The following is a 23526-nucleotide window of genomic DNA, read 5'->3' as shown; positions in this document are numbered from 1 at the left end:
ACGAGGAGATTTCCGATGAGTGACGACCCGATCGATCCCCGGCTGCTGGCCGGCAACCGCCGCCCCCTGGCCGGCTACAGCGCGACCCATTTCCTGTGGACGGTGGAGGAGGGCGTGGCGACGATCACGCTGAACCGCCCCGAGCGCAAGAACCCGCTGACCTTCGACAGCTATGCCGAGCTGCGGGACCTGTTCCACCGCCTGAAATGGGCCGACGACGTGAAGGCCGTGGTGATCGCCGGCGCCGGCGGCAATTTCAGTTCGGGCGGCGACGTCCACGACATCATCGGTCCGCTGGTGCGGCTCGCGGCGCCGGAACTGCTGCTGTTCACCCGCATGACGGGCGAACTGGTCAAGACCATGCGCGCCTGCCCGCAGCCCATCGTCGCGGCGGTGGACGGCGTGTGCGCCGGGGCGGGCGCCATCATCGCCATGGCCTCGGACCTGCGCCTGGGCACCGCGCGCAGCAAGACGGCCTTCCTGTTCAACCGCGTCGGCCTGGCCGGCTGCGACATGGGCGCCTGCGCCATCCTGCCGCGCATCGTCGGCCAGGGCCGCGCGAGCGAGCTGCTCTACACCGGCCGCAGCCTGGGCGGCGAGGAAGGCGAGCGCTGGGGGTTCTTCAACCGCCTGTGCGAGCCCGATGCCCTGCTGGCCGACGCGCGGGCGCTGGCGGCGCAGCTGACCCAGGGTCCGAGCTTCGCCAACGGCATCACCAAGACCATGCTGCACCAGGAATGGGCCATGACCATCGAGCAGGCGATCGAGGCCGAGGCCCAGGCCCAGGCGCTGTGCATGCTGACCCAGGATTTCACGCGCGCCTACGAGGCCTTCGTGGCCAGGCGGCAGCCGGTCTTCGAGGGGAATTGAGATGGCCGACCGGTCCTACCTGGAATGGCCCTTCTTCGAGCCGCGCCATCGCGAACTGGCCCTGGCGCTCGATGCCTGGGCGGGCGCGCATGTGCCGCACGGGCATGGCGCGGACGTGGATGACGATTGCCGGGCGCTGGTGCGCGCGCTGGGGCGCGACGGCTGGCTGCGCCATGCCGTCGCGGGCGCGGCCCACGGCGGCGCGGGCGAAGTCATCGATACCCGGGCCGTCTGCCTGATTCGCGAGACGCTGGCCCGGCATTCGGGCCTGGCGGATTTCGCCTTCGCCATGCAGGGCCTGGGGTCGGGCGCCATTTCGCTGCACGGCACGCCCGGGCAGCGCGCGCGCTACCTCGCGCCGGTGGCCGCGGGCGAAGCGATCGCCGCCTTCGCCCTGTCCGAACCGGACGCGGGCTCGGACGTGGCCGCGCTGGCCTGCGCGGCGCGCGCCGAAGGCGACGACTATGTCCTCGATGGCGAGAAGACCTGGATTTCCAATGGCGGCATCGCCGATTTCTACGTCGTCTTCGCCCGCACGGGCGAGGCGCCGGGCGCGCGCGGCATCACCGCCTTCATCGTCGATGCGGATACGCCGGGCCTGGAAATCGCCGAGCGCATCGAAGTGATCGCGCCGCATCCCCTGGCGCGGCTGCGGTTCGACGCCTGCCGCGTGCCCGCGTCCCGGCGCCTGGGCGCGGCGGGCGAGGGCTTCAAGGTGGCGATGCGCACGCTGGACGTGTTCCGCACGTCCGTGGCGGCGGCGGCGCTGGGGTTCGCCCGGCGCGCGCTGGACGAGGCGCTCGCGCGGTCCACCTCACGGCGGATGTTCGGCGGCGTGCTGGCGGACTTCCAGCTGACGCAGTCGAAGCTGGCGCGGATGGCCACGGCGATCGACGCCGCCGCCCTGCTGACCTACCGGGCGGCATGGCAGCGCGACCGGGGCGGCCGGGTGACGCGCGAGGCGGCGATGGCGAAGATGACGGCGACGGAGAACGCCCAGCGGGTGATCGACGACGCGGTGCAGCTGTTCGGCGGGCTGGGCGTGGTCAGCGGGCAGCCGGTGGAACGGCTGTATCGGGACATCCGTGCCCTGCGCATCTACGAAGGCGCGACCGAAGTGCAGCAGCTCATCATCGCGCGCGAACTGCTGCGCCCGGCGGAGGCCTGACGATGGCCGACGCCGCCGCGCCCCCGCCCCTCGTGCGTTTCGAGCGGGATTACCAGATCCGCTTCTCGCACTGCGACCCGGCCGGCATCGTGTTCTTCCCGCAGTACCTGGTGCTGTTCAACCAACTGGTCGAGGACTGGTTCACCGAAGGCCTGGGGATTTCCTACGCGCGCCTGCTGGGGCCGCGCCGCATCGGCCTGCCCATCGTCCGCCTGGAATGCGATTTCCGCGCCATCGGCCGCATGGGCGAGACGCTGACCTTCGGCCTGGACGTCGAGCGGGTCGGCGGCAAGTCGCTGACGCTGGCGCTGGACGCCAGCGGGGACGGGGGCCTGCGGGTCGCCTCGCGCCAGGTCCTGGTGTTCACGGACCTGAAGACCCATCGCGCCATCGGTCTGCCCGAGGACGTGCGCGCCGCCCTGGCGGCCGTCTAGGGCCGGGCCCCGGCGCGGCCTTCGTTTCGTTTTTTCGATAAGGAGAATTCCCATGCAAGTCCTACTTCCTCCCGGCTGGCCGCGTCCCAAGGGCTATGCGAACGGCGTGGCCGCGCGCGGCCGCATGGTGTTCGTGGCGGGCATGATCGGCTGGGACGCCCAGGGCGTGTTCCATACGGACGACCTGGCGGGCCAGGTGCGCCAGGCGCTGCGGAACATCGTCGAGGTGCTGCATGAGGGCGGCGCCCGGCCCGAGCACATCGTGCGCATGACCTGGTACGTGACCGACAAGAACGAATACGTCGCGGCCTATCCGGAGATCGGCAAGGCGTTCCGCGAGCTCATTGGCAGCTTCAACGCCGCGATGACCGCCGTCGAAGTCGCCGCGCTGATCGAGGACCGCGCCAAGGTCGAGATCGAAGTCACGGCCGTGATTCCCGACTGAGGCCGATCATGTCCGAGCCGACTTTCCCGGAAGAGATGGACGATGCGGCGCGCGCGGGATTGGCCCATGCGCTGTTCGCCGAACGCGAGGCGGCCAATGTGCCCGAGGCCTCCGCGGCGGCGCCCCGCGCCGTCGAGGCGATCGGGGTGGTCGGGGGCGGCACCATGGGCGCGGGCATCGCCGTGGCGGCCCTGCGGGCCGGCTGCCGGGTTGGCATGGTGGAGCGCGACGACGCCGGGGTGGCCCGGGGCCGGGCCAATGTCGAGGCGATCCTGGAGGGCCTGGTCGCCAGGCAGCGCCTGTCGGCCGGGGAGCGTGATGCCGCGCTGGCGCGGTTCGGCGGTTCGGCGGACACCGCGTCGCTGCGGGACGCCGACCTGGTGATCGAGGCCGCGTTCGAGGACATGGCCGTCAAGCAGGCCGTCTTCGCGGAACTGGACCGCGTCTGCAGGCCGGGCGCCATCCTGGCGACCAACACGTCCTACCTGGACGTGGGCGCCATCGCGGTCGGCACCTCGCGGCCGGCGGACGTCATCGGCCTGCACTTCTTCTCGCCCGCCCACGTGATGAAGCTGCTGGAAATCGTCGTGCCCGCGCAGGCCGGCGCCGACGTGGTGGCGAGCGCTTTCGCCCTGGCGAAGCGGCTGGGCAAGATCCCCGTGCGGGCCGGGGTGTGCGACGGCTTCATCGGCAACCGGATGCTCGCCGCCTACCGCCAGGCGGCCAACGTCATGATGGAGGACGGGGCCTCGCCCTACGCCATCGACGCCGCCCTGCGCCGCTTCGGCTTTCCCATCGGGCCGTTCCAGGTCTACGACCTGGCGGGCGGCGACATCAACTGGGCCATGCGCAAGCGCCAGGCGGCGACGCGGGATCCCCACGCCCGCTACGTGCAGGTCGCCGACCGCCTGTGCGAGCGCGGCTGGTTCGGGCGGAAGACGGGGCGCGGCTGGTACCGCTACGCGCCGGGCTGGCGCGCCGGGACCGAGGATCCCGAGGTGCTGGCCATCGTCGAGTCCGAGCGCGTCCGCGCGGGCGTGGTCCCGCGGACCTTCGACGAGGAGGAGATCGTGCGCCGCTGCATGGCGGCGATGGTCAACGAGGGCGCGAACATCGTGCACGAGGGGATCGCGCTGCGCCCGCTGGATGTCGACGTCGTGCTGCTGCACGGCTACGGCTTCCCGCGCCACCGGGGCGGACCCATGCACTACGGCGACGCGGTGGGGCTGGCGGCGGTCCTGGCCGACATCCGTTCGTACGTCCGGGACGATCCCCTGTTCTGGCGGCCTTCGCCGCTGCTGGTCCGACTGGCCGGGCAAGGGCGCGATTTCGCCAGCCTGAACCAGCGCTGAAGGAGTTCCCATGCGTGAAGCCGTCATCGTTTCCACCGCGCGCACGCCGCTCACCAAATCGCACCGCGGCGAGTTCAACCTGACGCCGGGCCCGACGCTGGCCGCTTTCGCCGTCCGGGCGGCCGTGGAGCGCGCCGGGATCGATCCGGGACGGATCGAGGACGTGATCCTGGGCACCGGCTATCCCGAGGGCGCCACGGGCCGCAATCTCGGCCGCCAGGCCGCCGTCCGGGCGGGCCTGCCCGTCTCGGCGGCGGGCCAGACCGTGAGCCGGTTCTGCGCCTCGGGCCTGCAGGCGATCGCCGCCGCGGCCGGTGCCATCGCCGGGGGCGCCCAGGCGGTGGTCGCCGGCGGCGCCGAAAGCATTTCGCTGCTGCGCCGGCCCGCCCCGGGCGAGCCGGACCCGACGCGGGATCCCTGGATCGAAGGGCATTATCCGGCGCTGTACATGAGCATGCTGGAAACCGCGGACATCGTGGCGGCGCGCTACGGCGTCGGCCGCGAGGACCAGGACCGGTTCGCCCTCGAAAGCCAGCGCCGCGCCCATGCGGCCCAGCGGGCGGGCCGGTATGACGAGGAAATCGTGCCTTGCGCGACGACCATGGCCGTGACCGACAAGGCGACCGGGGCGGTGTGCCACCGGGAGATCACGGTCGCCGCCGACACCTGCAACCGGCCCGGTACGACCTACGAGGCCCTGGCCGCCCTGGCGCCGGTGCGGGGGCCGGGCCGGTTCGTCACGGCGGGCAACGCGTCCCAGTTGTCGGACGGGGCCTCGGCCTGCGTGCTGATGGAGGCCCGGGAGGCCGAGCGCCTGGGCCTGTCGCCCCTGGGGGCATTCCGGGGCTTCGCCGTCGCGGGCTGCGAGGCGGACGAAATGGGCATCGGCCCCGTCTTCGCCGTCCCCCGCCTGCTGGAGCGGCATGGACTGAAGGTCGAGGACATCGACCTGTGGGAGCTCAACGAAGCCTTCGCTTCCCAGGCCCTGCATTGCCAGCGGCGCCTGGGCATTCCCCCGGAACGGCTGAACGTCGATGGCGGGGCGATCGCGCTCGGCCATCCCTTCGGCATGACCGGAGCCCGGCTGGCCGGCCATGTGCTGCTGGAGGGCCGGCGCCGCAAGGCGCGCCATGCCGTCGTGACGATGTGCGTCGCCGGAGGCATGGGGGCGGCCGCGCTGTTCGAGGTTTTCTAGGCGCGGCGAGTTACACTGCACCCCAACCTGTCCTCGACGACCGAGCCGCCATGCCCATCCATGAAATCCGCCACCCCCTGATCCGCCACAAGCTGGGCCTGATGCGGCGGGCGGACCTCAGCACCAAGAATTTCCGCGAGATGGCCCAGGAAATCGGCGCCCTGCTGACCTACGAGGCCACCAAGGACCTGCCGCTGGAACCCGCGCGCATCGCCGGCTGGGCGGGCGAGGTCGACGTCGAGAAGCTGGCCGGCAAGAAGGTCACCGTGGTGCCCATCCTGCGCGCCGGCATCGGCATGCTGGACGGCGTGCTCACGCTGATCCCGGGCGCCAAGGTCAGCGCGGTGGGCATCGCGCGCAACGAGGAAACCCTGCAGGCCCAGCCCTACCTGGAAAAACTCGTCGGGCAACTGGACCAGCGCCTGGCGCTGATCGTCGATCCCATGCTGGCCACGGGTGGTTCCATGGTGGCCACGATCGACATGCTCAAGCAGGCCGGCGCCCGCACCGTGCGCGCCCTGGTGCTGGTGGCCGCCCCCGAGGGCATCGCCGCCGTCGAGCGTGCCCATCCGGACGTGCACATCTACACCGCCTCCATCGACGACCACCTGAACGAGAACGGCTACATCATCCCCGGTCTGGGCGACGCCGGCGACCGCATCTTCGGCACGCGGCAAAAGACGGATTGACGCTGCGCGGCCGGTTTTCTCCTTGATTTCCGTCAGCTTTCTCATGTTTTGATACATCGGGTTTTCCCCGCTAAGGTAGGATGAAGGTTCTTCATTCCCTTTTCACAGGAGCCGTTCATGGCCACTCGCAAGCAAATCGCCACGCAATCCGCGGGGGACGCGTTGATCGAAGACCTGAAGTCCAGCCTGGACCAGGCCGAGAAGCTCCTGCGCGAAGCCGCCGAAGCCACCGGGGACAAGGCCGCCGACCTGCGCTCCCGGGCGCTGAAGGCGCTGGACCAGGGACGCGAGGCCCTGTCCGAAACCCAGGCCAACCTGCTGGAGCAGGGGCGCAGGGTCGTGCATGACACCGACGAATACGTCCAGTCCAACCCCTGGAAGGCCGTCGGGATCGCCGGGGTGGCCGGCCTGCTGCTGGGCGCGCTGCTGTCCCGCCGCTGATCCTGATGGGACCGCTCGGCCGCGCGTTCTCCGACCTGGCCGCCCAGTTGGCGGCCCTGGGCGGCACGCGCCTGGAGCTCTTCGGGCTGGAAGCCCGGGACGCCGGCGAGCGCCTGCTGGGCCGCCTGGCGGCGCTGCTGGCGGCGGCGGTCTTCCTGTTGCTGGCGCTGCTGGTGGCCACGCTGGCCCTGGCCCTGTACTTCTGGCCCACCGAATACCGCTTCCTGGCCCTGGGCCTGCTGGCGCTGCTGTACGCGGCGCTGGGCGCCGGCCTGGCCTGCTGGCTGGTCCGCCGCCTGAGGCAGGATCCCGATCCGTTCGCCGTGACGGCCGAGGTGCTGCGCGAGGATGCCCGGGCGCTGGCCGGCACGGCGGAACCCGCGGTGCGCGGCGGCGATCCGGCGGTCCGGCCAGCCGCTTCGTCCGCCCCGCAGGATGATCCGATTCCGGAGGATGTGCCATGAGCGCGCCCGACGACCGTTCCGGTCGTTCGACCGCGGCCGACCGCCGCCTGCGCATCGAGCTGCTGCGCATGCGCGCTGGCTACGAGCGCTTGGCCGTCCGGCGCGGCGCCTGCCGGCTGGCTGGCGAATTACGGCCCGAAGCCCTGGCCGCCCAGGCGCGCGACCGCCTGGGCGCGGTCGGACTGGGCTGGCTGGGCGGCGGGCTGCGGGCGCTGCGCCGCTATCCAGTCCTGCTGTCGCTGCTGACCTCGGTGGTGTCCAACCCCCATCGGCGCGGCATCGCCCTGAAGACCGCCCTGATCGCCGGCCTGGTCTGGCTAGGCAAGCGCCGGCACCGCGACGCGGACGCCTGAATTTTTACCGCCGGGACGAACCCGGTCATGGGCCAGTCCCCGCGGACTGGCCTACAACCCCAGTTTCCCCCACATCGCGTCCACGCGCGCCTTGACCTCGGGCGTCATGCTGATCGGCCGGCCCCATTCGCGCTGGGTTTCGCCCGGCCACTTGTTGGTCGCGTCCAGCCCCATCTTGCCCCCCAGCCCGGAGACGGGCGAGGCGAAGTCCAGGTAGTCGATCGGCGTGTTGTCCACCAGCAGGGTGTCGCGCACCGGATCCATGCGCGTGGTCATGGCCCAGATGACCTCGGACCATTGCCGGGGATCGATGTCCTCGTCCACCACCACGATGAACTTGGTGTACATGAACTGGCGCAGCACGCTCCACAGGCCGAACAGGATGCGCTTGGCGTGGCCGGGGTACTGCTTGCGGATGGACACGACGGCCAGGCGGTAGCTGCAGCCTTCGGGCGGCAGGTGGAAATCGACGATTTCCGGGAACTGGCGCTTGAGCAGGGGCACGAAGACTTCGTTCAGGGCCACGCCCAGGACGGCGGGCTCGTCGGGCGGCTTGCCGGTGTAGGTGCTGTGGTAGATGGGGTTGCGCCGGTGGGTGATGCGTTCCACCGTGAAGACCGGGAACCAGTCCTGTTCGTTGTAGTAGCCGGTGTGGTCGCCATAGGGGCCTTCCAGGGCCATCTCGTAGCCGGTGTCCGGCGGCGGGGCGACGCCCTCGGGCACGTCGGGGTGCCGTGCGCGCGGGTCGGAGGCCGGCAGGATGTGTCCTTCGAGGATGATTTCGGCATGGGCGGGCACCGACAGGCCGCTGCCCAGCGCGGGCGCGAGTTCGGTGCGGGAGCCGCGCAGCAGGCCGGCGAACTGGTATTCCGACAGGCTGTCGGGGATGGGAGTGACGGCCGCCAGGGTGGTGGCGGGATCGGCGCCCAGCGCCACCGCGATCGGGAAGGGCTCGCCGGGATGGGCCAGGCAATGATCGCGGAAATCCAATGCGCCGCCGCGGTGCGACAGCCAGCGCATGATGAGCTTGTTGCGGCCGATCAGCTGCTGGCGGTAGATGCCCAGGTTCTGGCGGCGCGCGCGCGGGCCGCGCGTGATGACCAGGCCCCAGGTCAGCAGCGGGGCGACGTCGCCCGGCCAGCAGCTTTGCAGGGGCAGCGCGTCCAGGTCCACGTCGCCGGCCTCGATGACGACTTCCTGGCAGGGCGGGGCGCGCATCTGCCGGGGGTTCATGTCCCACAGGGCCGACTTCAGCATGGAGACTTTCGACAGGGCGTCGCGCATGCCCTGGGGCGGCGCGGGCTCGCGCAGCGAGGCCAGCAGTTCGCCGGTCTCGCGCAGGGCGGAGACGTCCTCGGCGCCCATGCCCCAGGCGACGCGCCGCGGGGTGCCGAACAGATTGGTCAGCACCGGGGTGCCGCAGGGGCGTCCGGCGTGCTCCGGGTGTTCGAACAGCAGGGCGGGGCCGGCGGCCCGCAGGACCCGGTCGCTGATTTCGGTCATTTCCAGGGCGGTGGAAACGGGGTGCGCGATGCGCTTGAGCTGGCCCTGGCGTTCCAGTTGGGCGATGAAGTCCCGGAGGTCGCGGTATTTCACGGCAGTATCGTCGATCGGTTACAGTGGCGTCGTGCCAAAGATTACCATTCCCCCAGTCCGGGCGGTTTCCGGAGGTGCCCATGCGGTCCGTTCCTGAACGGCTGAGGCGGGGCGTGCTCGCCGTGCTGAGGCCCGTCGGCGAGTTCGTCCACGTCAGCGCCATCTACCTGGGGCTGGCCGTGCTCACCACGCTGGGCCTGAGCCTGGTGCTGCCGTCCATGCGCCAGCAGTCGCAGCAGCTGCACGAGGTCGTCCTGGCGATGTTCCAGGCCGACGGGGCCGGCTATGGGACCGACGACGAGGGCGAAGTGTCGGACTGGTCGCTGCCGCAGGCGGCCCAGGCACCCGACGAGGGCGCCGCGCCGCCCGCCAATCCGGCCGGTGGCGGCGCCGACGAGGCGGCCGCGGGCACGGAACAGGCGGCGGCGCAGGCGGAACCGCCCGACGGCGCCGGGACCGGACGCCTGAGCTTCGCCAGCGCCATGGCCGCCAGCCTGCGCGACCAGCCCATCCAGGGCGTGACCCAGGCCCAGGCGCATGCCTTGCGCAGCTACCTGGCGCGCAAGTACCGCATCGCCAGCAGCGTGGCGGGTGCCCTGATCCGGACGGCGTTCGAGGTGGGGCGCGAGCAGAAGCTGGACCCGCAGTTGCTGCTGGCCGTGATTGCCATCGAATCGCGCTACAACCCCTTTGTCGAGAGCGCCGTGGGCGCCCAGGGCTTGATGCAGGTCATGGCCAGCGTGCACCGGGCCAAGCTGCGGCCCAGCGGCGGCGCGGCGGCGGCCTTCGATCCGGTGGTCAACATCCGGGTCGGGGCGCAGATCCTGGCGGACTGCATCCGCCGGCGGGGCGGCCTCGAGGGCGGCCTGGCCTGTTATGTCGGCGCGACCGGCCCGAGTGACGGCGGCTACGGCGCCCGGGTGCTGGCGGAACGCCGCCGCATCGCCCTGGCTTCGGGTATCCCGCCCAAGGACTGAGCCCCGGCGCTAGCGGCTTTCCAGGAACGCCGCCATCCGGTCGACGGCCTCGCGCAGGCGGTCCAGGCCGGTGGCATAGGAAAAGCGCACGGTGCGGTTCGCGTGGGCCTGGCCGAAGTCCAGGCCCGGCACCGCGGCGATCCCGGCCTCGTGCAGCAGGCGGCGGCAGAACTCCGCGCTGTCCATCCCCAGGCCGTGGATGTCGGAAAAGATGTAGAAGGCCCCGTCCGGGGCGGCGGGCACGCGCAGGCCCAGGCGCTCGAAGGCGGGCAGCAGGAAGTCGCGGCGTTCCTTGAACGACAGGCGCCGGTGTTCGTAGACCTGCATGACCTCGGGCTCGAAGCAGCTCAGCGCCGCGTGCTGGGCCAGCGCCGGGGCGCAGATCGCCAGGCTGGCGGCCAGGCGCTCCAGGGCGGGCATCATGGCCTCGGGCGCGATCAGCCAGCCCAGGCGCCAGCCCGTCATGTGGAAGTATTTCGAGAAGCTGTTGATGACCACCAGGTCGTCGTCCAGCGTCAGGCCGCTGCGCGGCGGCTCGTCGTAGTACAGGCCCAGGTAGATCTCGTCCAGGATGACGAAGCCGTCGCGCGCGCGTACGGCGGCGACCAGGTCGCGCAGGGCCTCGCGCGGCATGGAGGTGCCGGTGGGGTTGCTGGGCGAGGCGATCAGCACGCCGCGCGTGGCCGGCCCCCAATGGGCGTCGATGTCTTCCGGGCGCAGCTGGTAGCGGTGTTCCGCCGTGGTCGGCACCAGGCGCGTGACGCCGCCGGCCGCGGTGATGAAATTGCGGTTGGCGGGGTAGGACGGGTCGGGCATCAGGACTTCGTCGCCCGGATCGACCAGGGCCATCGCCGCCAGCAGCAGGGCGCCCGAGGCGCCCGAGGTGACCAGGACGCGGGCCGGGTCCACGGACGCGCCGAAATGCGTGTGGTAGTAGTGGGTGATGGCCTCGCGCAGCGCCGGGATGCCGGCGGGCGCGGTGTAGCCGCTCAGGCCGGCGTCGGCCGCCCGGTTCAGGGTTTCCAGCACGCGCGCGGGGGCGGTGAAGTCGGGCTCGCCGATTCCCAGGCTGATGATGTCGCGCCCCTGGGCCGCGAGGGCCTGGGCCTGTTTCAGGACTTCCACGGCGTAGAATGGCGCCGTGCGTTCGGTTCTGTCGGCCAGTCGGACCATCGTGCAACCCTGCAATGCTGTTCGGAATGAAAGCCCGATTGTAGTCCGTCGTCCCCAGCCTCCGGAGCCCCGCCATGCAGTCCCCTTCGCGCCGCGCATTCCTGGTCGGCCGCCGTACGGAACGATCCCCCTGGGAAACCTTCCTGGCGCGCCTGCGCCGCACCGCGCAGGGCACGGTGCACGATTTCTCCACGGAGGCGGGCAGCGCCCGGCTGGTGCCGGGGCACATGCAGGACGTCTACCACGCCCGGTCCCTGTGCCTGGAGCACGGCGTCACGCTGGCCCTGGACGGCGTGCCGTCGGCGGCGCGGCTGGACGACGGCCCCGTGCTGTGGGTCGAGCCGGGGGCCGCGATGGCGCGCTGCGAGCGCCTGGGGCCGGACGATCCGCGCTGGTTCGTGCAGCCCGGCTGCCTGATCGGCGAGCTGGAGCAGGCGGGGTTGCCGCAGTTCCGCGACCAGCCGCCGCACCTGACGGTGGCGGCCTGGCTGGCCGACAGGCGCGGCTGCGACTGGGATTTCGGCGACACGGCCGCCAGCGGCCTGGCGCACGCGCTGGTGCTGCTGGCCGACGGCACCCAGGCCAACCTGGGCGCCTTCGGGGTGGACAACCGCAAGCCGCTGGACAACCTGCGCGTCCAGGGCATGATTCCCCGGCTGTTCGAGCTCGCTTCGGCGCCGGCCGCCGACGGCCTGCGGGCCGGCGGCCTGTGGAACGGGCGCTACCGGCTGGACGCCCTGCGGCCGGCGGCCGGCGGCACCGTCAACCTGGCCCATCTGCTGCTGGGCCATGGCGGCGAGCTGGGCTGGGTCGAATGGCTGGTGTTCGACGAACGCGCCGGACGCCCGGCCGAGCGCCCCTACGAACTGCGCTATGGGCGCCGGCCGGGTCCCGGCGAAGCGGGGGAGGACACGGACCGCGCCGTGCGCGCCCTGTTCGACCCCGACGGCGTCTTCCCGGAACAGGGCCAGCGGTTCTGATTCCGCCATATGGTCCGCATGCGCCCCGCGCCATACCGCGGGCTGGCGCAAGCGGCTAGAATGGCTGGCAGCACACCCTCCTCCTCATTACGTATCAAGGCTGCCTCACCATGGACGAATCCTTGCGCGCCGCGGCGCTCGAATATCACGAGCACGGCCGTCCCGGGAAAATCTCGGTCACCCCCACCAAACAGCTCTCCAACCAGCGGGATCTCGCCCTGGCCTATTCCCCAGGGGTCGCCGCCGCGTGCGAGGAAATCGTCACCGACAGCCACAACGCCTTCCGCTACACGGGGCGCGGCAACCTGGTCGGCGTCATCACCAACGGCACGGCCGTGCTGGGGCTGGGCAATATCGGCCCCCTGGCGTCCAAGCCCGTGATGGAAGGCAAGGCCGTGCTGTTCAAGAAATTCTCCGGCCTGGACGTCTTCGACATCGAGATCAACGAGCAGGATCCGGACAAGCTGGTGGACATCATCGCGGGCCTGGAACCCACCTTCGGCGGCATCAACCTCGAAGACATCAAGGCGCCGGAATGCTTCTACGTCGAACAGAAGCTGCGCGAGCGCATGAACATCCCCGTCTTCCACGACGACCAGCACGGCACCGCCATCTGCGTGACCGCGGCCTTCATCAACGGGCTGGAAGTCGTCGGCAAGGACGTCTCCAAGGTCAAGGTCGTGGTCTCCGGCGCGGGCGCGGCGGCGCTGGGCTGCCTGGAACTGATGATGGACATGGGCCTGCCCCTGGAGCACATCTGGGTGTCCGACATCGAGGGCGTGGTCTACGAGGGCCGCACGGTCCTGATGGACGAAAAGAAGGCCCGTTTCGCGCAGAAGACCGACGCGCGCACGCTTGACGACATCATCGGCGGGGCCGACGTGTTCCTGGGCCTGTCGGCCGGCGGCGTGCTCAAGCCCCACATGGTCGAGAAAATGGCCGAGCGCCCGCTGGTGCTGGCGCTGGCCAACCCCAATCCCGAAATCCTGCCGGCCGACGCGCTGACGGTGCGGCCCGACGCCGTGATCGCCACCGGACGGTCGGACTTTCCCAATCAGGTCAACAACGTGCTGTGCTTCCCGTACATCTTCCGCGGGGCGCTGGACGTGGGGGCGACCACCATCACGCGCGGCATGGAAAAGGCCGCCGTCATGGCAATCTGCAAGCTGGCCCGGGAAGAGCAGAACGACATCGTGGCGGCCGCCTACGGCCTGTACGACGTGTCCTTCGGCTCCAACTACTTCATTCCCAAGCCCTTCGACCCGCGCCTGATCGTGCGCATTTCGCCCGCCGTGGCGAAGGCCGCCATGGACGATGGCGTGGCCACCCGGCCCCTGGCCGACCTGGAAGGCTACGCGGGCCAGCTGGAGCAGTTCGTCTACCATTCCGGCGCCTTCATGAAGCCGCTGTTCTCGGCGGCGCGCGCCATGATCCGCGAGGGCGGCAAGGCGCGCATCGTGTTCGCCGAGGGCGAGGACGAGCGTGTGCTGCGCGCCGTGCAGATCGTCGTGGACGAGCGCCTGGCCAAGCCCATCCTCATCGGCCGCCCCGCCGTGCTGGCCGACCGCATCGAGAAATACGGCCTGCGCATCCGCCTGGGGGTCGACGTCGAGGTCACCAACCCCGAGCACGACGAGCGCTTCCACAAGTACTGGAACACGTACTGGGAACTGATGTGCCGCCGGGGCATCACCAAGGAAATGGCGCGCGTCGAAATGCGCCGCCGCCTGACCCTGATCGGCGCCATGATGGTGCGCCTGGGCGACGCCGACGGCATGATCTGCGGCACCGTGGGGTCCTACGGCAACCACCTGCGCTTCGTCGACGAGGTCCTGGGGCTGCAGCCCGGCGCCCGCACCTATGCCGCCATGAACATCCTGCTCCTGGAAGAGCGCACCCTGGCGCTGGCGGACACGCACGTCAACGATAATCCCGACGCCGCCCAGATCGCCGAGATCACCCTGATGGCGGCGGCCGAGATGCGCCGCCTCAACATCGAGCCCAAGGCCGCGCTGCTGTCGCGCTCCAATTTCGGCACCGGCAGTTCGTCCTCCGGCGAGAAAATGCGTCAGGCCCTGGCCCTGGTGCGCGAGCGCGATCCCAGCCTGGAGATCGACGGCGAGATGCACGGCGACTGCGCCCTGGACCCGGCGCTGCGCGAGCGCATCCTGCCGTCCACCACCCTGCACGGCGAGGCCAACCTGCTGATCTGCCCCAGCGTGGATGCCGGCAACATCGCCTACAACCTGCTCAAGACGGCGGCGGGCGGCAATGTGGCGGTGGGGCCGTTCCTGCTGGGCGCCAACGCCCCGGTGCACATCCTGACTTCCAGTTCCACCGTGCGGCGGATCGTCAACATGACCGCGCTGACCGTGGTCGATGCCAACAAGCCGCGCCACGCCTAGGGAAGCGCCCGGCCAGCGGCCCGTGCCCGGCGCGCCGCCCGCCGTTCCTGGCGGTGTGGCGGGCGGGCGGCCCCGGATCGGGCTGGTCCTGACCGGGGGCGGCGCCCGCGCCGCCTACCAGGCCGGCGTGCTCTCGGGCGTGCTGGAACTGCTGAATCCGGACCGCCGGCCGGGCTTCCGCAATCCCTTCGACATCGTCTGCGGCACCTCGGCGGGGGCCATCAACGCCGCCGCCCTGGCCTGCCGCGCCCACCAGCCGCATCGCGCCGTCGAGCACCTGTGCGCCCTGTGGCAGGCGCTGCATACCCGGGACATCTATTACTCGGACGCTCCGCGGCTGATGCGCACCGGCCTGCAATGGCTGGGCATGCTGAGCCTGGGCTGGATCCGGCCGCAGCTGTCCCGCTACGCGCCGCATTCCCTGCTGGACAACGAGCCCCTGGCCGGCCTGCTGGGCTGCTCGCTCAGCTTTCCCCGCCTGCAGACCAACCTGGACCGCGGCCACCTGAGCGCCCTGGCCATCACGGCGACGGCCTACACCACGGGCGAGCACCTCACTTTCTACCAGGCCAGGCAGTGCATCCAGCCCTGGTCGCGCACCCTGCGGCGGGCCGTGGCGTGCTCCATCGGCGTGGACCACCTGATGGCCTCCAGCGCCATCCCCTTCGTCTTCCCCGCCCGCGCCATTCTGATGGGCGGCCACACGCTCTGGTGCGGGGACGGCTCGATGCGCCAGCTGGCGCCGATCAGCCCGGCCATCCACCTGGGGGCCGAGCGCGTCTTCGTCATCGGCACCAACTACAGGGACGAAACCAGTCCCGACGTCCGCGAGCTGGACCCGCCGTATCCCAATCTGGCCCAGGTCGCCGGGCATACGCTGTCGAACATTTTTCTCGACGGCGTGTCCATGGACATGGAGCGCATGGAGCGGATCAATGAGCTGCTTGCACGAATCCCCGCAAATCGTTTAAAAAGCGATTCACTGCGACCCATCCATACCCTGATGATCGCGCCCAGCCGATCCCTGGACGAGCTGGCGCTGGAGCATCTGGATGAATTGCCGGGCGCCGTGCGCACCCTGTTTCGCGTGCTGGGCGTTTCGCCGCGCAGGATCGAGCCGGGGGGCGGCGCGCTGGCGTCCTATTTGTTGTTCGAATCCGGCTACACCCGCAGCCTCATCGCGCTGGGCAGGGCAGACAGTCTGAACCAGGCTGAAAAAGTCATCGCTTTTTTCAAGGAGTGGTCCGCATGAGTCCGGCCCAGATAAAGAAAATGCTTACGCAGGGCGTGGTGGATGCCCGGGCGGTGAGCGAGCAGGAAGCCCTGGCGGCCGCGTCCGAGGCCGGCCTGGCGGCTTTCGTCGTCGATTGCGACCGGGCCCGCAACCGTTCCGCCGTGCTGCGGGCCGTGGTCAAGGCCATCGACTATCCGGAGTATTTCGGCGGCAACCTGGACGCTCTGTACGACGGCCTGTGCGATACCCTGACGGACCAGAAGGAAGGCCTGTTCCTGTGGTTCCGGCACCTGCATTCCGGCGACCCCGCCCTGGCCGAGGATGCCCGGGCCATCCAGGCCGTATGCGACGACGTGGTGGAATTCGGCCAGAACAACGAACGCCGCTTCGCCTACGCCATCCAGCACGCCGGCGCGCATCCCGACCCCGAGCCGGGCGTCGACCCCACGCCGTATTCCGGGCGCGAGGAAGCCTGATTTCTTGTCGGCCCGGAAATGACACGGCGCCCTTTCGGGCGCCGTTTTTTCTACCAGTCCAGCAGGGCCGTGGCCGCCGCCGCCAGCGCGAGGCCGGCCGTCTCGGTGCGCAGCACCCGCGTCCCGAAGCGCGCGCCCAGCAGGCCCCGGCGCCGCGCCAGGGCCAGTTCCTCCGGCGACCAGCCGCCCTCGGGGCCGACCATCAGCGCCAGGCTGTCCCGCACCCCGGACAGGGCCGCGCGGAAGTCCAGGGGGCCGTCCGGATGGCAGAACAGCGCGGGGCCGTCGATCGCCTCCAGGCAGGCCGCCAGCGGCGCGGGCGGGTGGACGGCCATCAGCCGGTTGCGGCCGCATTGCTCGCAGGCCGCCCGGGCGATGGCGCGCCAATGGTCCAGGCGCTTGTCCAGCCGGGGGCCGGACAGGCGCAGGACGCTGCGCTCGGCGGCGACGGGGCGCAGTTCGGCCACGCCCAGCTCGACCGCCTTTTCCACGACCCAGTCCATCTTGTCGCCCGAGGCCAGCCCCTGGATCAGGACCAGCCGCCCGCGCAGTTCGCTTTCGACGGTTTCGTGCGCGCCCAGTTCGGCCAGGGCGCGCCGGCCTTCGGCCCGCAGCGTGGCGGGATACTGGCCGCCCCGGCCGTCGAACAGGACGATGGGGGCGCCGTCCGCGAGCCGCAGCACGCGCAGCGCGTGATGCGCCAGGGCGTCCGGCAGCTCGACGCGCCGGCCGGCATCCAGCGGTGTCTCGCAGAAGAAGCGGGGAGGCGGCATGGCAATGACCATTGTGCGGGTGCCGTGGAATATAAACCGGATCGGGCGGGGTGGTAAAATCCATGGCTTTGTGATTCTGTATGCGGTGAGGCCATGGCTTCGGTCGTGCAGCACTTGCCCCCAAGACCCCTATGAGCGCCTTGCCCGCCCCCGATCCGTCCATGGCCGATGCCATTCGCGTCCTGGCCATGGATGCCGTCCAACAAGCCAATTCAGGGCACCCCGGGGCGCCCATGGGCATGGCCGACATCGCCCACGTGCTGTGGACGCGGCACCTGCGCCACAACCCGGCCGACCCGGCCTGGATCGACCGCGACCGCTTCGTGCTGTCCAACGGCCACGGCTCGATGCTGCTCTACGCCCTGCTGCACCTCACCGGCTACGACCTGCCGATCGGCGAACTGCGCCGGTTCCGGCAACTGCATTCGCGCACGCCCGGCCACCCCGAAGTCGGGGTCACGCCGGGCGTCGAGACCACCACCGGTCCGCTGGGCCAGGGCCTGGCCAACGCCGTCGGCATGGCGCTCGCCCAGGCGCTGCTGGCGGGCGAATTCAATCGCCCGGGACACGAACTGATCGGCCACGACACCTACGCCTTCGTCGGCGACGGCTGCCTGATGGAAGGCATTTCCCACGAAGCCTGCTCGCTGGCCGGCACCCTGGGCCTGTCGCGCCTGATCGTGTTCTACGACGACAACGGCATCTCCATCGACGGCGAGGTCCGGGACTGGTTCGCCGACGACACCCCGGCGCGCTTCGAGGCCTACGGCTGGAACGTCCTGCGCGGGGTCGACGGCCATGACATGAACGCGATCGACGCCGCCATCGTGCAGGCGCGCGCGCACGCCGCCGCCGGCCGGGGGCCGACCCTGATCTGCTGCCGCACCGTGATCGGCCGCGGCGCCCCGACCAAGGCCGGCACGGAAAAGGTCCATGGCGCGCCCCTGGGGGCCGACGAGATCGCCGCCGCGCGCAAGGCCATGGGCTGGAACCATCCGCCCTTCGAAATCCCGCGCGAAGTCTACGACTACTGGGACGGCCGCGCGCGCGGCGCGGACCTGCAGTCCGAATGGCAGTCGCGCTTCGACCGCTACGCCGAAGCCCACCCCGAACTGGCCGCGGAACTGTGCCGCCGCATGGCGGGCGAGCTGCCGGCCGATTTCGCTGAACGCGCCCGCGCCTACGTCCTGTCCACCCAGGACAAGGCCGAGTCCATCGCGTCGCGCAAGGCCTCGCAGCAGGCCATCGCGGCCTTCGCGGAAATCCTGCCGGAACTCCTGGGCGGCTCGGCCGACCTGACCGGTTCCAACTTCACCGACTGGAAGGGCGTCGAGGCCGTGCGCCGCGCGGCCGGCGGCCCCCGGTCCGGACGCCACATCAACTACGGCGTGCGCGAATTCGGCATGGCGGCCATCATGAACGGCATCGCCCTGCACGGTGGCTACCTGCCCTTCGGCGGCACCTTCCTGACCTTCTCCGACTATTCCCGCAACGCCCTGCGCATGGCGGCGCTGATGAAGCAGCGCGTGGTGCACGTCTTCACCCACGACTCCATCGGCCTGGGCGAGGATGGCCCCACCCACCAGTCGATCGAACACGCGGGCAGCCTGCGCCTGATCCCCAATCTCCACGTCTGGCGGCCCTGCGACACGACCGAAACGGCGGTCGCCTGGCAGTCCGCCCTGGCGCGGCCCGCCAGCCTGGGCATGGCCGTCCACGCCGGCGGGCCCTCGGCGCTGCTGCTGTCGCGCCAGAACCTGCCCTTCGTGGCCCGCGACGCCGCCACCACCGAGGCCATCGCCCGGGGCGGCTACGTGCTGCGTGACATGGTGGGCGCGCGCGCCGTGCTGATCGCCACGGGCTCCGAGATCGAGCTCGCCCTGCAGGCCCAGGACCGCCTGGCCGCGCGCGGCGTGGCGACCCGCGTGGTGTCCATGCCCTGCACCCAGGTCTTCGACGCCCAGGACGCCGCCTGGCGCGACTCGGTACTGCCGGCGGGCCTGCCGCGCGTGGCCGTCGAGGCCGGGGGCACGGCCACCTGGTACAAATACGTGGGCACGACGGGCGCCGTCGTGGGCATCGACACCTACGGCGAATCCGCGCCCGCGGGCGAGCTGTTCAAACATTTCGGGCTGACGGCCGACCACGTGGCCGCCGTCGTCGAGCAGATTTTGTAAAGGAGCTCCTTCATGACCATCCGCGTCGCCATCAACGGCTACGGCCGCATCGGCCGCAACATCCTGCGTGCCCACTACGAAGACGGCAAGAAGCACGACATCCAGATCGTCGCCATCAACGACCTGGGCGATCCCAAGACCAACGCCCACCTGACCCGCTACGACACGGCCCACGGCCGCTTCCCCGGCACGGTCGAGGTCGACGGCGACTACATGGTCGTCAACGGCGACCGCATCCGCGTGCTGGCCGACCGCGATCCGGCCAAGCTGCCCTGGGGCGAACTGGGCGTGGACGTGGTGCTGGAATGCACGGGCTTCTTCACCTCCAAGGAAAAGGCCTCGGCCCACCTGAAGGGCGGCGCGAAGAAGGTCATCATCTCCGCCCCGGGCGGCAAGGACGTCGACGCCACCATCGTCTACGGCGTCAACCACCAGGTCCTGAAGGCCTCCGACACGGTCATCTCCAACGCTTCGTGCACCACCAACTGCCTGGCGCCGCTGGTCCATCCGCTGCACCAGAAGCTGGGCATCGTCAACGGCCTGATGACCACCGTGCACGCCTACACCAACGACCAGGTGCTGACCGACGTCTACCACTCCGACCTGCGCCGCGCGCGCTCGGCCACGCACAGCATGATCCCCACCAAGACCGGCGCCGCCGCCGCCGTGGGCCTGGTGCTGCCCGAACTGAACGGCAAGCTCGACGGCTACGCGATCCGCGTGCCGACGATCAACGTGTCCATCGTCGATCTGTCCTTCGTGGCCGCGCGTGAAACCACGGTCGAGGAAGTCAACGGCATCCTCAAGGCCGCCTCCGAAGGCCCGCTCAAGGGCATCCTGGCCTACACCACCGAACCGCTGGTCTCGATCGACTTCAACCACGATCCGGCCTCCAGCACGGTGGACGCCGCGCTGACCAAGGTGTCCGGCTCCCTGGTCAAGGTCGGCTCCTGGTACGACAACGAGTGGGGCTTCTCCAACCGCATGCTCGACACCACCGTGGCCCTGATGGCCGCCAAGTAAGGCATCCGGCGCATGGCGACGCGGGGCGGGGCAACCCGCCCCGCGTCGTATCCGGAGCGCGCGAAGGCGGACGCTCCGGCCGGGCACCCAGCCTGGGCGTTTCGCCCCTGAACCGACTTCCGAGGCAATACTCCATGACCATACAGACACTCTCCGGACTGGCGCGGTCCGGCGCCCTGAAGGGCAAGCGCGTCTTCATCCGCTCCGACCTGAACGTGCCCCTGGAACAGGGACGCATCACCGAGGACACCCGCATCCGGGCCTCGGTGCCGGCCATCCGGCTGGCGCTGGATGCGGGTGCCACCGTGATGGTGACCTCGCACCTGGGCCGCCCCAAGGAAGGCACGGTCGGTCCGGACGACACCCTGCGGCCCGTCGCCGAGCGCATGGCCGAGCTGCTGGGCCGGCCGGTGCGGCTGGTCGCCGACTGGGTCGGCGGCGTGGACCTGGCCCCCGGCGAGGTCGTGCTGCTGGAAAACTGCCGCTGCAACCCCGGCGAAAAGAAGAACGATCCCGAACTGGCGCGCCGCATGGCCGCGCTGTGCGACGTCTACGTCAATGACGCCTTCGGCACGGCGCACCGCGCCGAGGCCACGACCGAAGGCATCGCCCGCTACGCCCCGGTGGCCTGCGCCGGCCCGCTGCTGGAAGCCGAGCTGGACGCCCTGGGCCGGGCGCTGCGGTCCCCCCGCCGCCCGATGGTCGCCATCGTCGCCGGCTCGAAGGTCTCCACCAAGCTGTCCATCCTGCAGTCCCTGGCCGAAAAGGTCGATCAGCTGATCGTGGGCGGCGGCATCGCCAACACCTTCATGCTGGCCGCCGGCCTGCCCATCGGCAAGTCGCTGGCCGAGCCCGACCAGGTCGATCAGGCGAAGGCCGTCATGGACGCCATGCGGGCGCGCGGCGTCGAAGTCCCCATCCCCGTGGACGTGGTGGTGGCACCGGCCTTCGCCGCCGACGCGCCGGCCACCGTCAAGGACGCGGCCGACGTCGGTCCCGACGACCTGATCCTGGACATCGGGCCGCGCACGGCCGCCGCCCTGGCCGCCCAGTTGCGCAAGGCCGGCACCATCGTCTGGAACGGCCCGGTCGGGGTGTTCGAGTTCGAGGCCTTCGCCGGTGGCACCCGGGCCATCGCCCAGGCCATCGCGGAATCCGACGGTTTTTCCATCGCCGGGGGCGGCGACACCCTGGCGGCGATCGCCAAGTTCGGCATCGCCGACCGGGTCGGCTACATCTCGACCGGCGGGGGCGCCTTCCTGGAATTCCTGGAAGGCAAGACGCTGCCCGCCGTCGCCGCCTTGCAGGCGCGCGGAGCTTGAGCGGTCCGGGCGCCCGGGCGGGCAGCCGTCCGGGCATTGACCTTTCTTGACGCTCCGGGCGCCGGGACGGGCGCATCCTGTTGTTATCATGGGGTTTGATGCGACTCAGTGTTTACCCTATGAAAAAACTGTTTGCCGTTCCCGTCCTGGCCCTGGCGCTCGGCGCCTGCGCTCAGGCGCCGCATGAACCCGCCCCGGGATCCGCCGCCGTGACCGCCGACCGCGCCGCGCCCGCCCTGGACGAGGCCACCCTGTCCGCCTACGACTGGCGCCTGACCGGGGCCGTGGACCGTCACGGCAAGCCGATCGAGGCCCTGCGGGTGGGGCTGGAACGGCCGCTGCGCCTGTCGTTCTCCGGAAGGTCCCTGAGCGTGCAGGGGGGCTGCAACACCCAGTTCGGCGGCTATGCGCTCGAGTCCGGCGCCCTGCGGGTCGAGGGTCTGGCCGCCACGATGAAGGCCTGTGCGCCGGAACTCATGCGGCTGGACGCCGGGATCGCCGCGCGCCTGAAGGGCCGCCTGGCCGCCCGGATCGAGGGCGGGGCGCAAGCGCCCCGGCTGGTCCTGACCACGGCCGGGGGGGACGCGCTGGCCTTCGCGGGCGTGCCCACGCCCGAGACGCGCTACGGCGGCCCGGGCGAGACCGTGTTCCTGGAAATCGCGCCCGAGCGCGTGGCCTGCAGCCATCCGCTGATCCCCGATCACCGTTGCCTGCGCGTGCGCGAGCGCCGCTACGACGCCGCGGGCGTGCTGCAGCCGCCCGCCGCCGACTGGCAGACGCTGTACCAGCCGATCGAGGGCTACGAACACCGGGACGGCGAACACGCCATCCTGCGGGTCAAGCGGTTCACGGACCCGCATCCCCCGACCGATCGCTCGTCCCGGGTCTACATCCTGGATCTGGTCGTCCAGCGGTGAGGTGGGCGGCAACGCGGCCCGCCCCGCCCCTGCCGCGCGGCGCCATGCCGAGCGGCCGGTATTTTTCAATATATTTGAAAAATGGATGACATGGATTCAAATATTTAATTGGTAAATATCACGGCCGCCCGTTAAGGTGGGGCATCCGCTTCCGGATATCCCATCCACGGCCCCCGCGCAGGGGGCCGCAACGCACGACCCGTGGAGTTTCCATGTCCAGGACCTACTATGCGCCGCACGGCGGCCATCCCCCGCAGACCGACCTGCTGACCGACCGCGCGATGTTCACCGAAGCCTACGCCGTCATTCCGAAAGGCGTGGTGCGCGACATCGTCACCAGCCACCTGCCGTTCTGGGACGACACCCGGCTGTGGGTCCTGGCGCGCCCGCTGACGGGCTTCGCCGAAACCTTCTCGCAGTACATCGTCGAGGTCGGCGCGGGCGGCGGCAGCGAGCGGCCCGAACAGGACCCCGAGGCCGAGGGCGTGCTGTTCGTCGTCGAGGGCGGGATCGAGCTGACCCTGGCCGGTGCGAAGCACGTCCTGAAGCCGGGCGGCTACGCCTTCATCCCGCCGGCCTCGGACTGGGCCCTGCGCAACCGCGGCGCCGAGGCCGCCCGCTTCCACTGGATCCGCAAGCGCTACCAGGCCGTGGACGGCGTGCCCCTTCCGGAGGCCTTCGTCACCAACGAGCAGGACGTCGAGCCCATCGCCATGCCGGGCACCGAGGGCCGCTGGGTCACCACGCGTTTCGTGGACATGGCCGACATGCGCCACGACATGCATGTGAACATCGTCACCTTCCAGCCCGGCGGCATCATCCCCTTCGCCGAGACCCACGTGATGGAGCACGGCCTGTACGTGCTGGAAGGTCAGGCGGTGTACCGGCTGAACCAGGACTGGGTCGAGGTCCAGGCCGGGGATTTCATGTGGCTGCGCGCCTTCTGCCCGCAGGCCTGCTACGCGGGCGGTCCCGGCCCCTTCCGCTATCTGCTGTACAAGGACGTCAATCGCCACGCTTCCCTGACGCTGGGGAATCTGGGCCGTTGAGCGGTGTCTCCCC

22 protein-coding genes and 1 pseudogene are annotated in these 23526 nt (G+C 70.6%); 20 read left to right on the top strand and 3 right to left on the bottom strand.

What is annotated here, in order from left to right:
- Positions 1-15: 15 nt before the first annotated feature.
- From ACFO27_RS06410 to ACFO27_RS06365, 10 genes and pseudogenes are all read left to right on the top strand, one after another.
- Positions 16-870 (top strand): enoyl-CoA hydratase family protein, encoded by an 855-nt coding sequence (locus ACFO27_RS06410; RefSeq protein WP_376816583.1) that lies wholly within the window; start codon positions 16-18, stop codon positions 868-870.
- Between the two features lies 1 nt (position 871).
- On the top strand, positions 872-2038 hold the full coding sequence (locus ACFO27_RS06405) for an acyl-CoA dehydrogenase family protein (protein ID WP_376816582.1): 1167 nt from the start codon (positions 872-874) through the stop codon (positions 2036-2038).
- 2 nt (positions 2039-2040) lie between these two features.
- Positions 2041-2472, top strand: coding sequence for an acyl-CoA thioesterase (locus tag ACFO27_RS06400; RefSeq protein WP_376816581.1), 432 nt, complete (start codon positions 2041-2043; stop codon positions 2470-2472).
- Between the two features lie 52 nt (positions 2473-2524).
- On the top strand, positions 2525-2917 hold the full coding sequence (locus ACFO27_RS06395; protein ID WP_376816580.1) for a RidA family protein: 393 nt from the start codon (positions 2525-2527) through the stop codon (positions 2915-2917).
- A 23-nt stretch (positions 2918-2940) separates the two neighbouring features.
- A pseudogene (locus ACFO27_RS06390) lies at positions 2941-4269 on the top strand (3-hydroxyacyl-CoA dehydrogenase); the annotation flags it as partial.
- A gap of 10 nt (positions 4270-4279) precedes the next feature.
- Positions 4280-5464, top strand: a complete 1185-nt coding sequence (locus ACFO27_RS06385) for an acetyl-CoA C-acyltransferase (protein WP_376816579.1) — start codon at positions 4280-4282, stop codon at positions 5462-5464.
- A gap of 50 nt (positions 5465-5514) precedes the next feature.
- The gene (upp, locus tag ACFO27_RS06380) at positions 5515-6153 is read left to right on the top strand and encodes a uracil phosphoribosyltransferase (RefSeq protein ID WP_376816578.1); all 639 of its coding nucleotides are present in this window, start codon (positions 5515-5517) and stop codon (positions 6151-6153) included.
- A gap of 117 nt (positions 6154-6270) precedes the next feature.
- Positions 6271-6594 (top strand): ElaB/YgaM/YqjD family protein, encoded by a 324-nt coding sequence (locus ACFO27_RS06375; RefSeq protein WP_323025352.1) that lies wholly within the window; start codon positions 6271-6273, stop codon positions 6592-6594.
- Between the two features lie 5 nt (positions 6595-6599).
- Positions 6600-7058, top strand: a complete 459-nt coding sequence (locus ACFO27_RS06370; RefSeq protein WP_376816577.1) for a phage holin family protein — start codon at positions 6600-6602, stop codon at positions 7056-7058.
- A complete protein-coding gene (locus ACFO27_RS06365; protein ID WP_376816576.1) occupies positions 7055-7411 on the top strand; it encodes a hypothetical protein in 357 nt (118 codons plus the stop codon). Before ACFO27_RS06370 ends, ACFO27_RS06365 begins: the two co-directional genes overlap by 4 nt.
- Before the next feature lie 51 nt (positions 7412-7462).
- Here the strand turns inward: ACFO27_RS06365 and ubiD are convergent, their stop codons facing one another.
- Positions 7463-9007 carry a 4-hydroxy-3-polyprenylbenzoate decarboxylase gene (gene ubiD, locus ACFO27_RS06360; RefSeq protein ID WP_376816575.1) on the bottom strand — a complete coding sequence of 515 codons (1545 nt, stop codon included), beginning with the start codon at positions 9005-9007 and terminating at the stop codon, positions 7463-7465.
- An 80-nt stretch (positions 9008-9087) separates the two neighbouring features.
- Here ubiD and ACFO27_RS06355 point away from each other — a divergent pair, with 80 nt between their 5' ends.
- Positions 9088-9984: a lytic transglycosylase domain-containing protein gene (locus ACFO27_RS06355; protein WP_376816574.1), complete on the top strand. Its 897-nt coding sequence runs from the start codon at positions 9088-9090 to the stop codon at positions 9982-9984.
- A gap of 9 nt (positions 9985-9993) precedes the next feature.
- Here the strand turns inward: ACFO27_RS06355 and ACFO27_RS06350 are convergent, their stop codons facing one another.
- The gene (locus ACFO27_RS06350) at positions 9994-11157 is read right to left on the bottom strand and encodes a pyridoxal phosphate-dependent aminotransferase (RefSeq protein WP_376816573.1); all 1164 of its coding nucleotides are present in this window, start codon (positions 11155-11157) and stop codon (positions 9994-9996) included.
- Positions 11158-11231: 74 nt separating this feature from the next.
- Between ACFO27_RS06350 and ACFO27_RS06345 the strand changes: the two genes are divergently transcribed.
- From ACFO27_RS06345 to ACFO27_RS06330, 4 genes are all read left to right on the top strand, one after another.
- Positions 11232-12137: a hypothetical protein gene (locus tag ACFO27_RS06345; protein WP_376816572.1), complete on the top strand. Its 906-nt coding sequence runs from the start codon at positions 11232-11234 to the stop codon at positions 12135-12137.
- Positions 12138-12247: 110 nt separating this feature from the next.
- A complete protein-coding gene (locus tag ACFO27_RS06340) occupies positions 12248-14542 on the top strand; it encodes an NADP-dependent malic enzyme (protein ID WP_376816571.1) in 2295 nt (764 codons plus the stop codon).
- Positions 14517-15794: a patatin-like phospholipase family protein gene (locus ACFO27_RS06335; RefSeq protein WP_376816570.1), complete on the top strand. Its 1278-nt coding sequence runs from the start codon at positions 14517-14519 to the stop codon at positions 15792-15794. Before ACFO27_RS06340 ends, ACFO27_RS06335 begins: the two co-directional genes overlap by 26 nt.
- 20 nt (positions 15795-15814) lie before the next feature.
- Positions 15815-16252 carry a barstar family protein gene (locus ACFO27_RS06330; protein WP_376816569.1) on the top strand — a complete coding sequence of 146 codons (438 nt, stop codon included), beginning with the start codon at positions 15815-15817 and terminating at the stop codon, positions 16250-16252.
- A gap of 50 nt (positions 16253-16302) precedes the next feature.
- Here the strand turns inward: ACFO27_RS06330 and ACFO27_RS06325 are convergent, their stop codons facing one another.
- A complete protein-coding gene (locus tag ACFO27_RS06325) occupies positions 16303-17025 on the bottom strand; it encodes a 16S rRNA (uracil(1498)-N(3))-methyltransferase (RefSeq protein WP_376816568.1) in 723 nt (240 codons plus the stop codon).
- 131 nt (positions 17026-17156) lie between these two features.
- Between ACFO27_RS06325 and tkt the strand changes: the two genes are divergently transcribed.
- The 5 genes from tkt to ACFO27_RS06300 all read left to right on the top strand — a co-directional run bounded on the left by tkt (position 17157) and on the right by ACFO27_RS06300 (position 23513).
- On the top strand, positions 17157-19202 hold the full coding sequence (tkt, locus tag ACFO27_RS06320) for a transketolase (RefSeq protein ID WP_376816567.1): 2046 nt from the start codon (positions 17157-17159) through the stop codon (positions 19200-19202).
- Between the two features lie 12 nt (positions 19203-19214).
- Positions 19215-20225, top strand: a complete 1011-nt coding sequence (gene gap, locus ACFO27_RS06315; protein WP_376816566.1) for a type I glyceraldehyde-3-phosphate dehydrogenase — start codon at positions 19215-19217, stop codon at positions 20223-20225.
- Between the two features lie 134 nt (positions 20226-20359).
- Positions 20360-21547: a phosphoglycerate kinase gene (locus ACFO27_RS06310; RefSeq protein WP_376816565.1), complete on the top strand. Its 1188-nt coding sequence runs from the start codon at positions 20360-20362 to the stop codon at positions 21545-21547.
- Positions 21548-21666: 119 nt separating this feature from the next.
- On the top strand, positions 21667-22464 hold the full coding sequence (locus ACFO27_RS06305) for an META domain-containing protein (RefSeq protein WP_376816564.1): 798 nt from the start codon (positions 21667-21669) through the stop codon (positions 22462-22464).
- Between the two features lie 212 nt (positions 22465-22676).
- Complete coding sequence (locus tag ACFO27_RS06300) at positions 22677-23513, top strand: bifunctional allantoicase/(S)-ureidoglycine aminohydrolase (RefSeq protein ID WP_151025283.1); 837 nt, start codon at positions 22677-22679, stop codon at positions 23511-23513.
- Positions 23514-23526: the final 13 nt, after the last annotated feature.

The organism is Castellaniella denitrificans (genome assembly GCF_042653765.1).
GTDB lineage: Bacteria > Pseudomonadota > Gammaproteobacteria > Burkholderiales > Burkholderiaceae_B > Castellaniella > Castellaniella denitrificans.
Note: the sequence above shows the minus strand (reverse complement) of the source record. Positions and strands in the feature narration are given on the sequence as shown.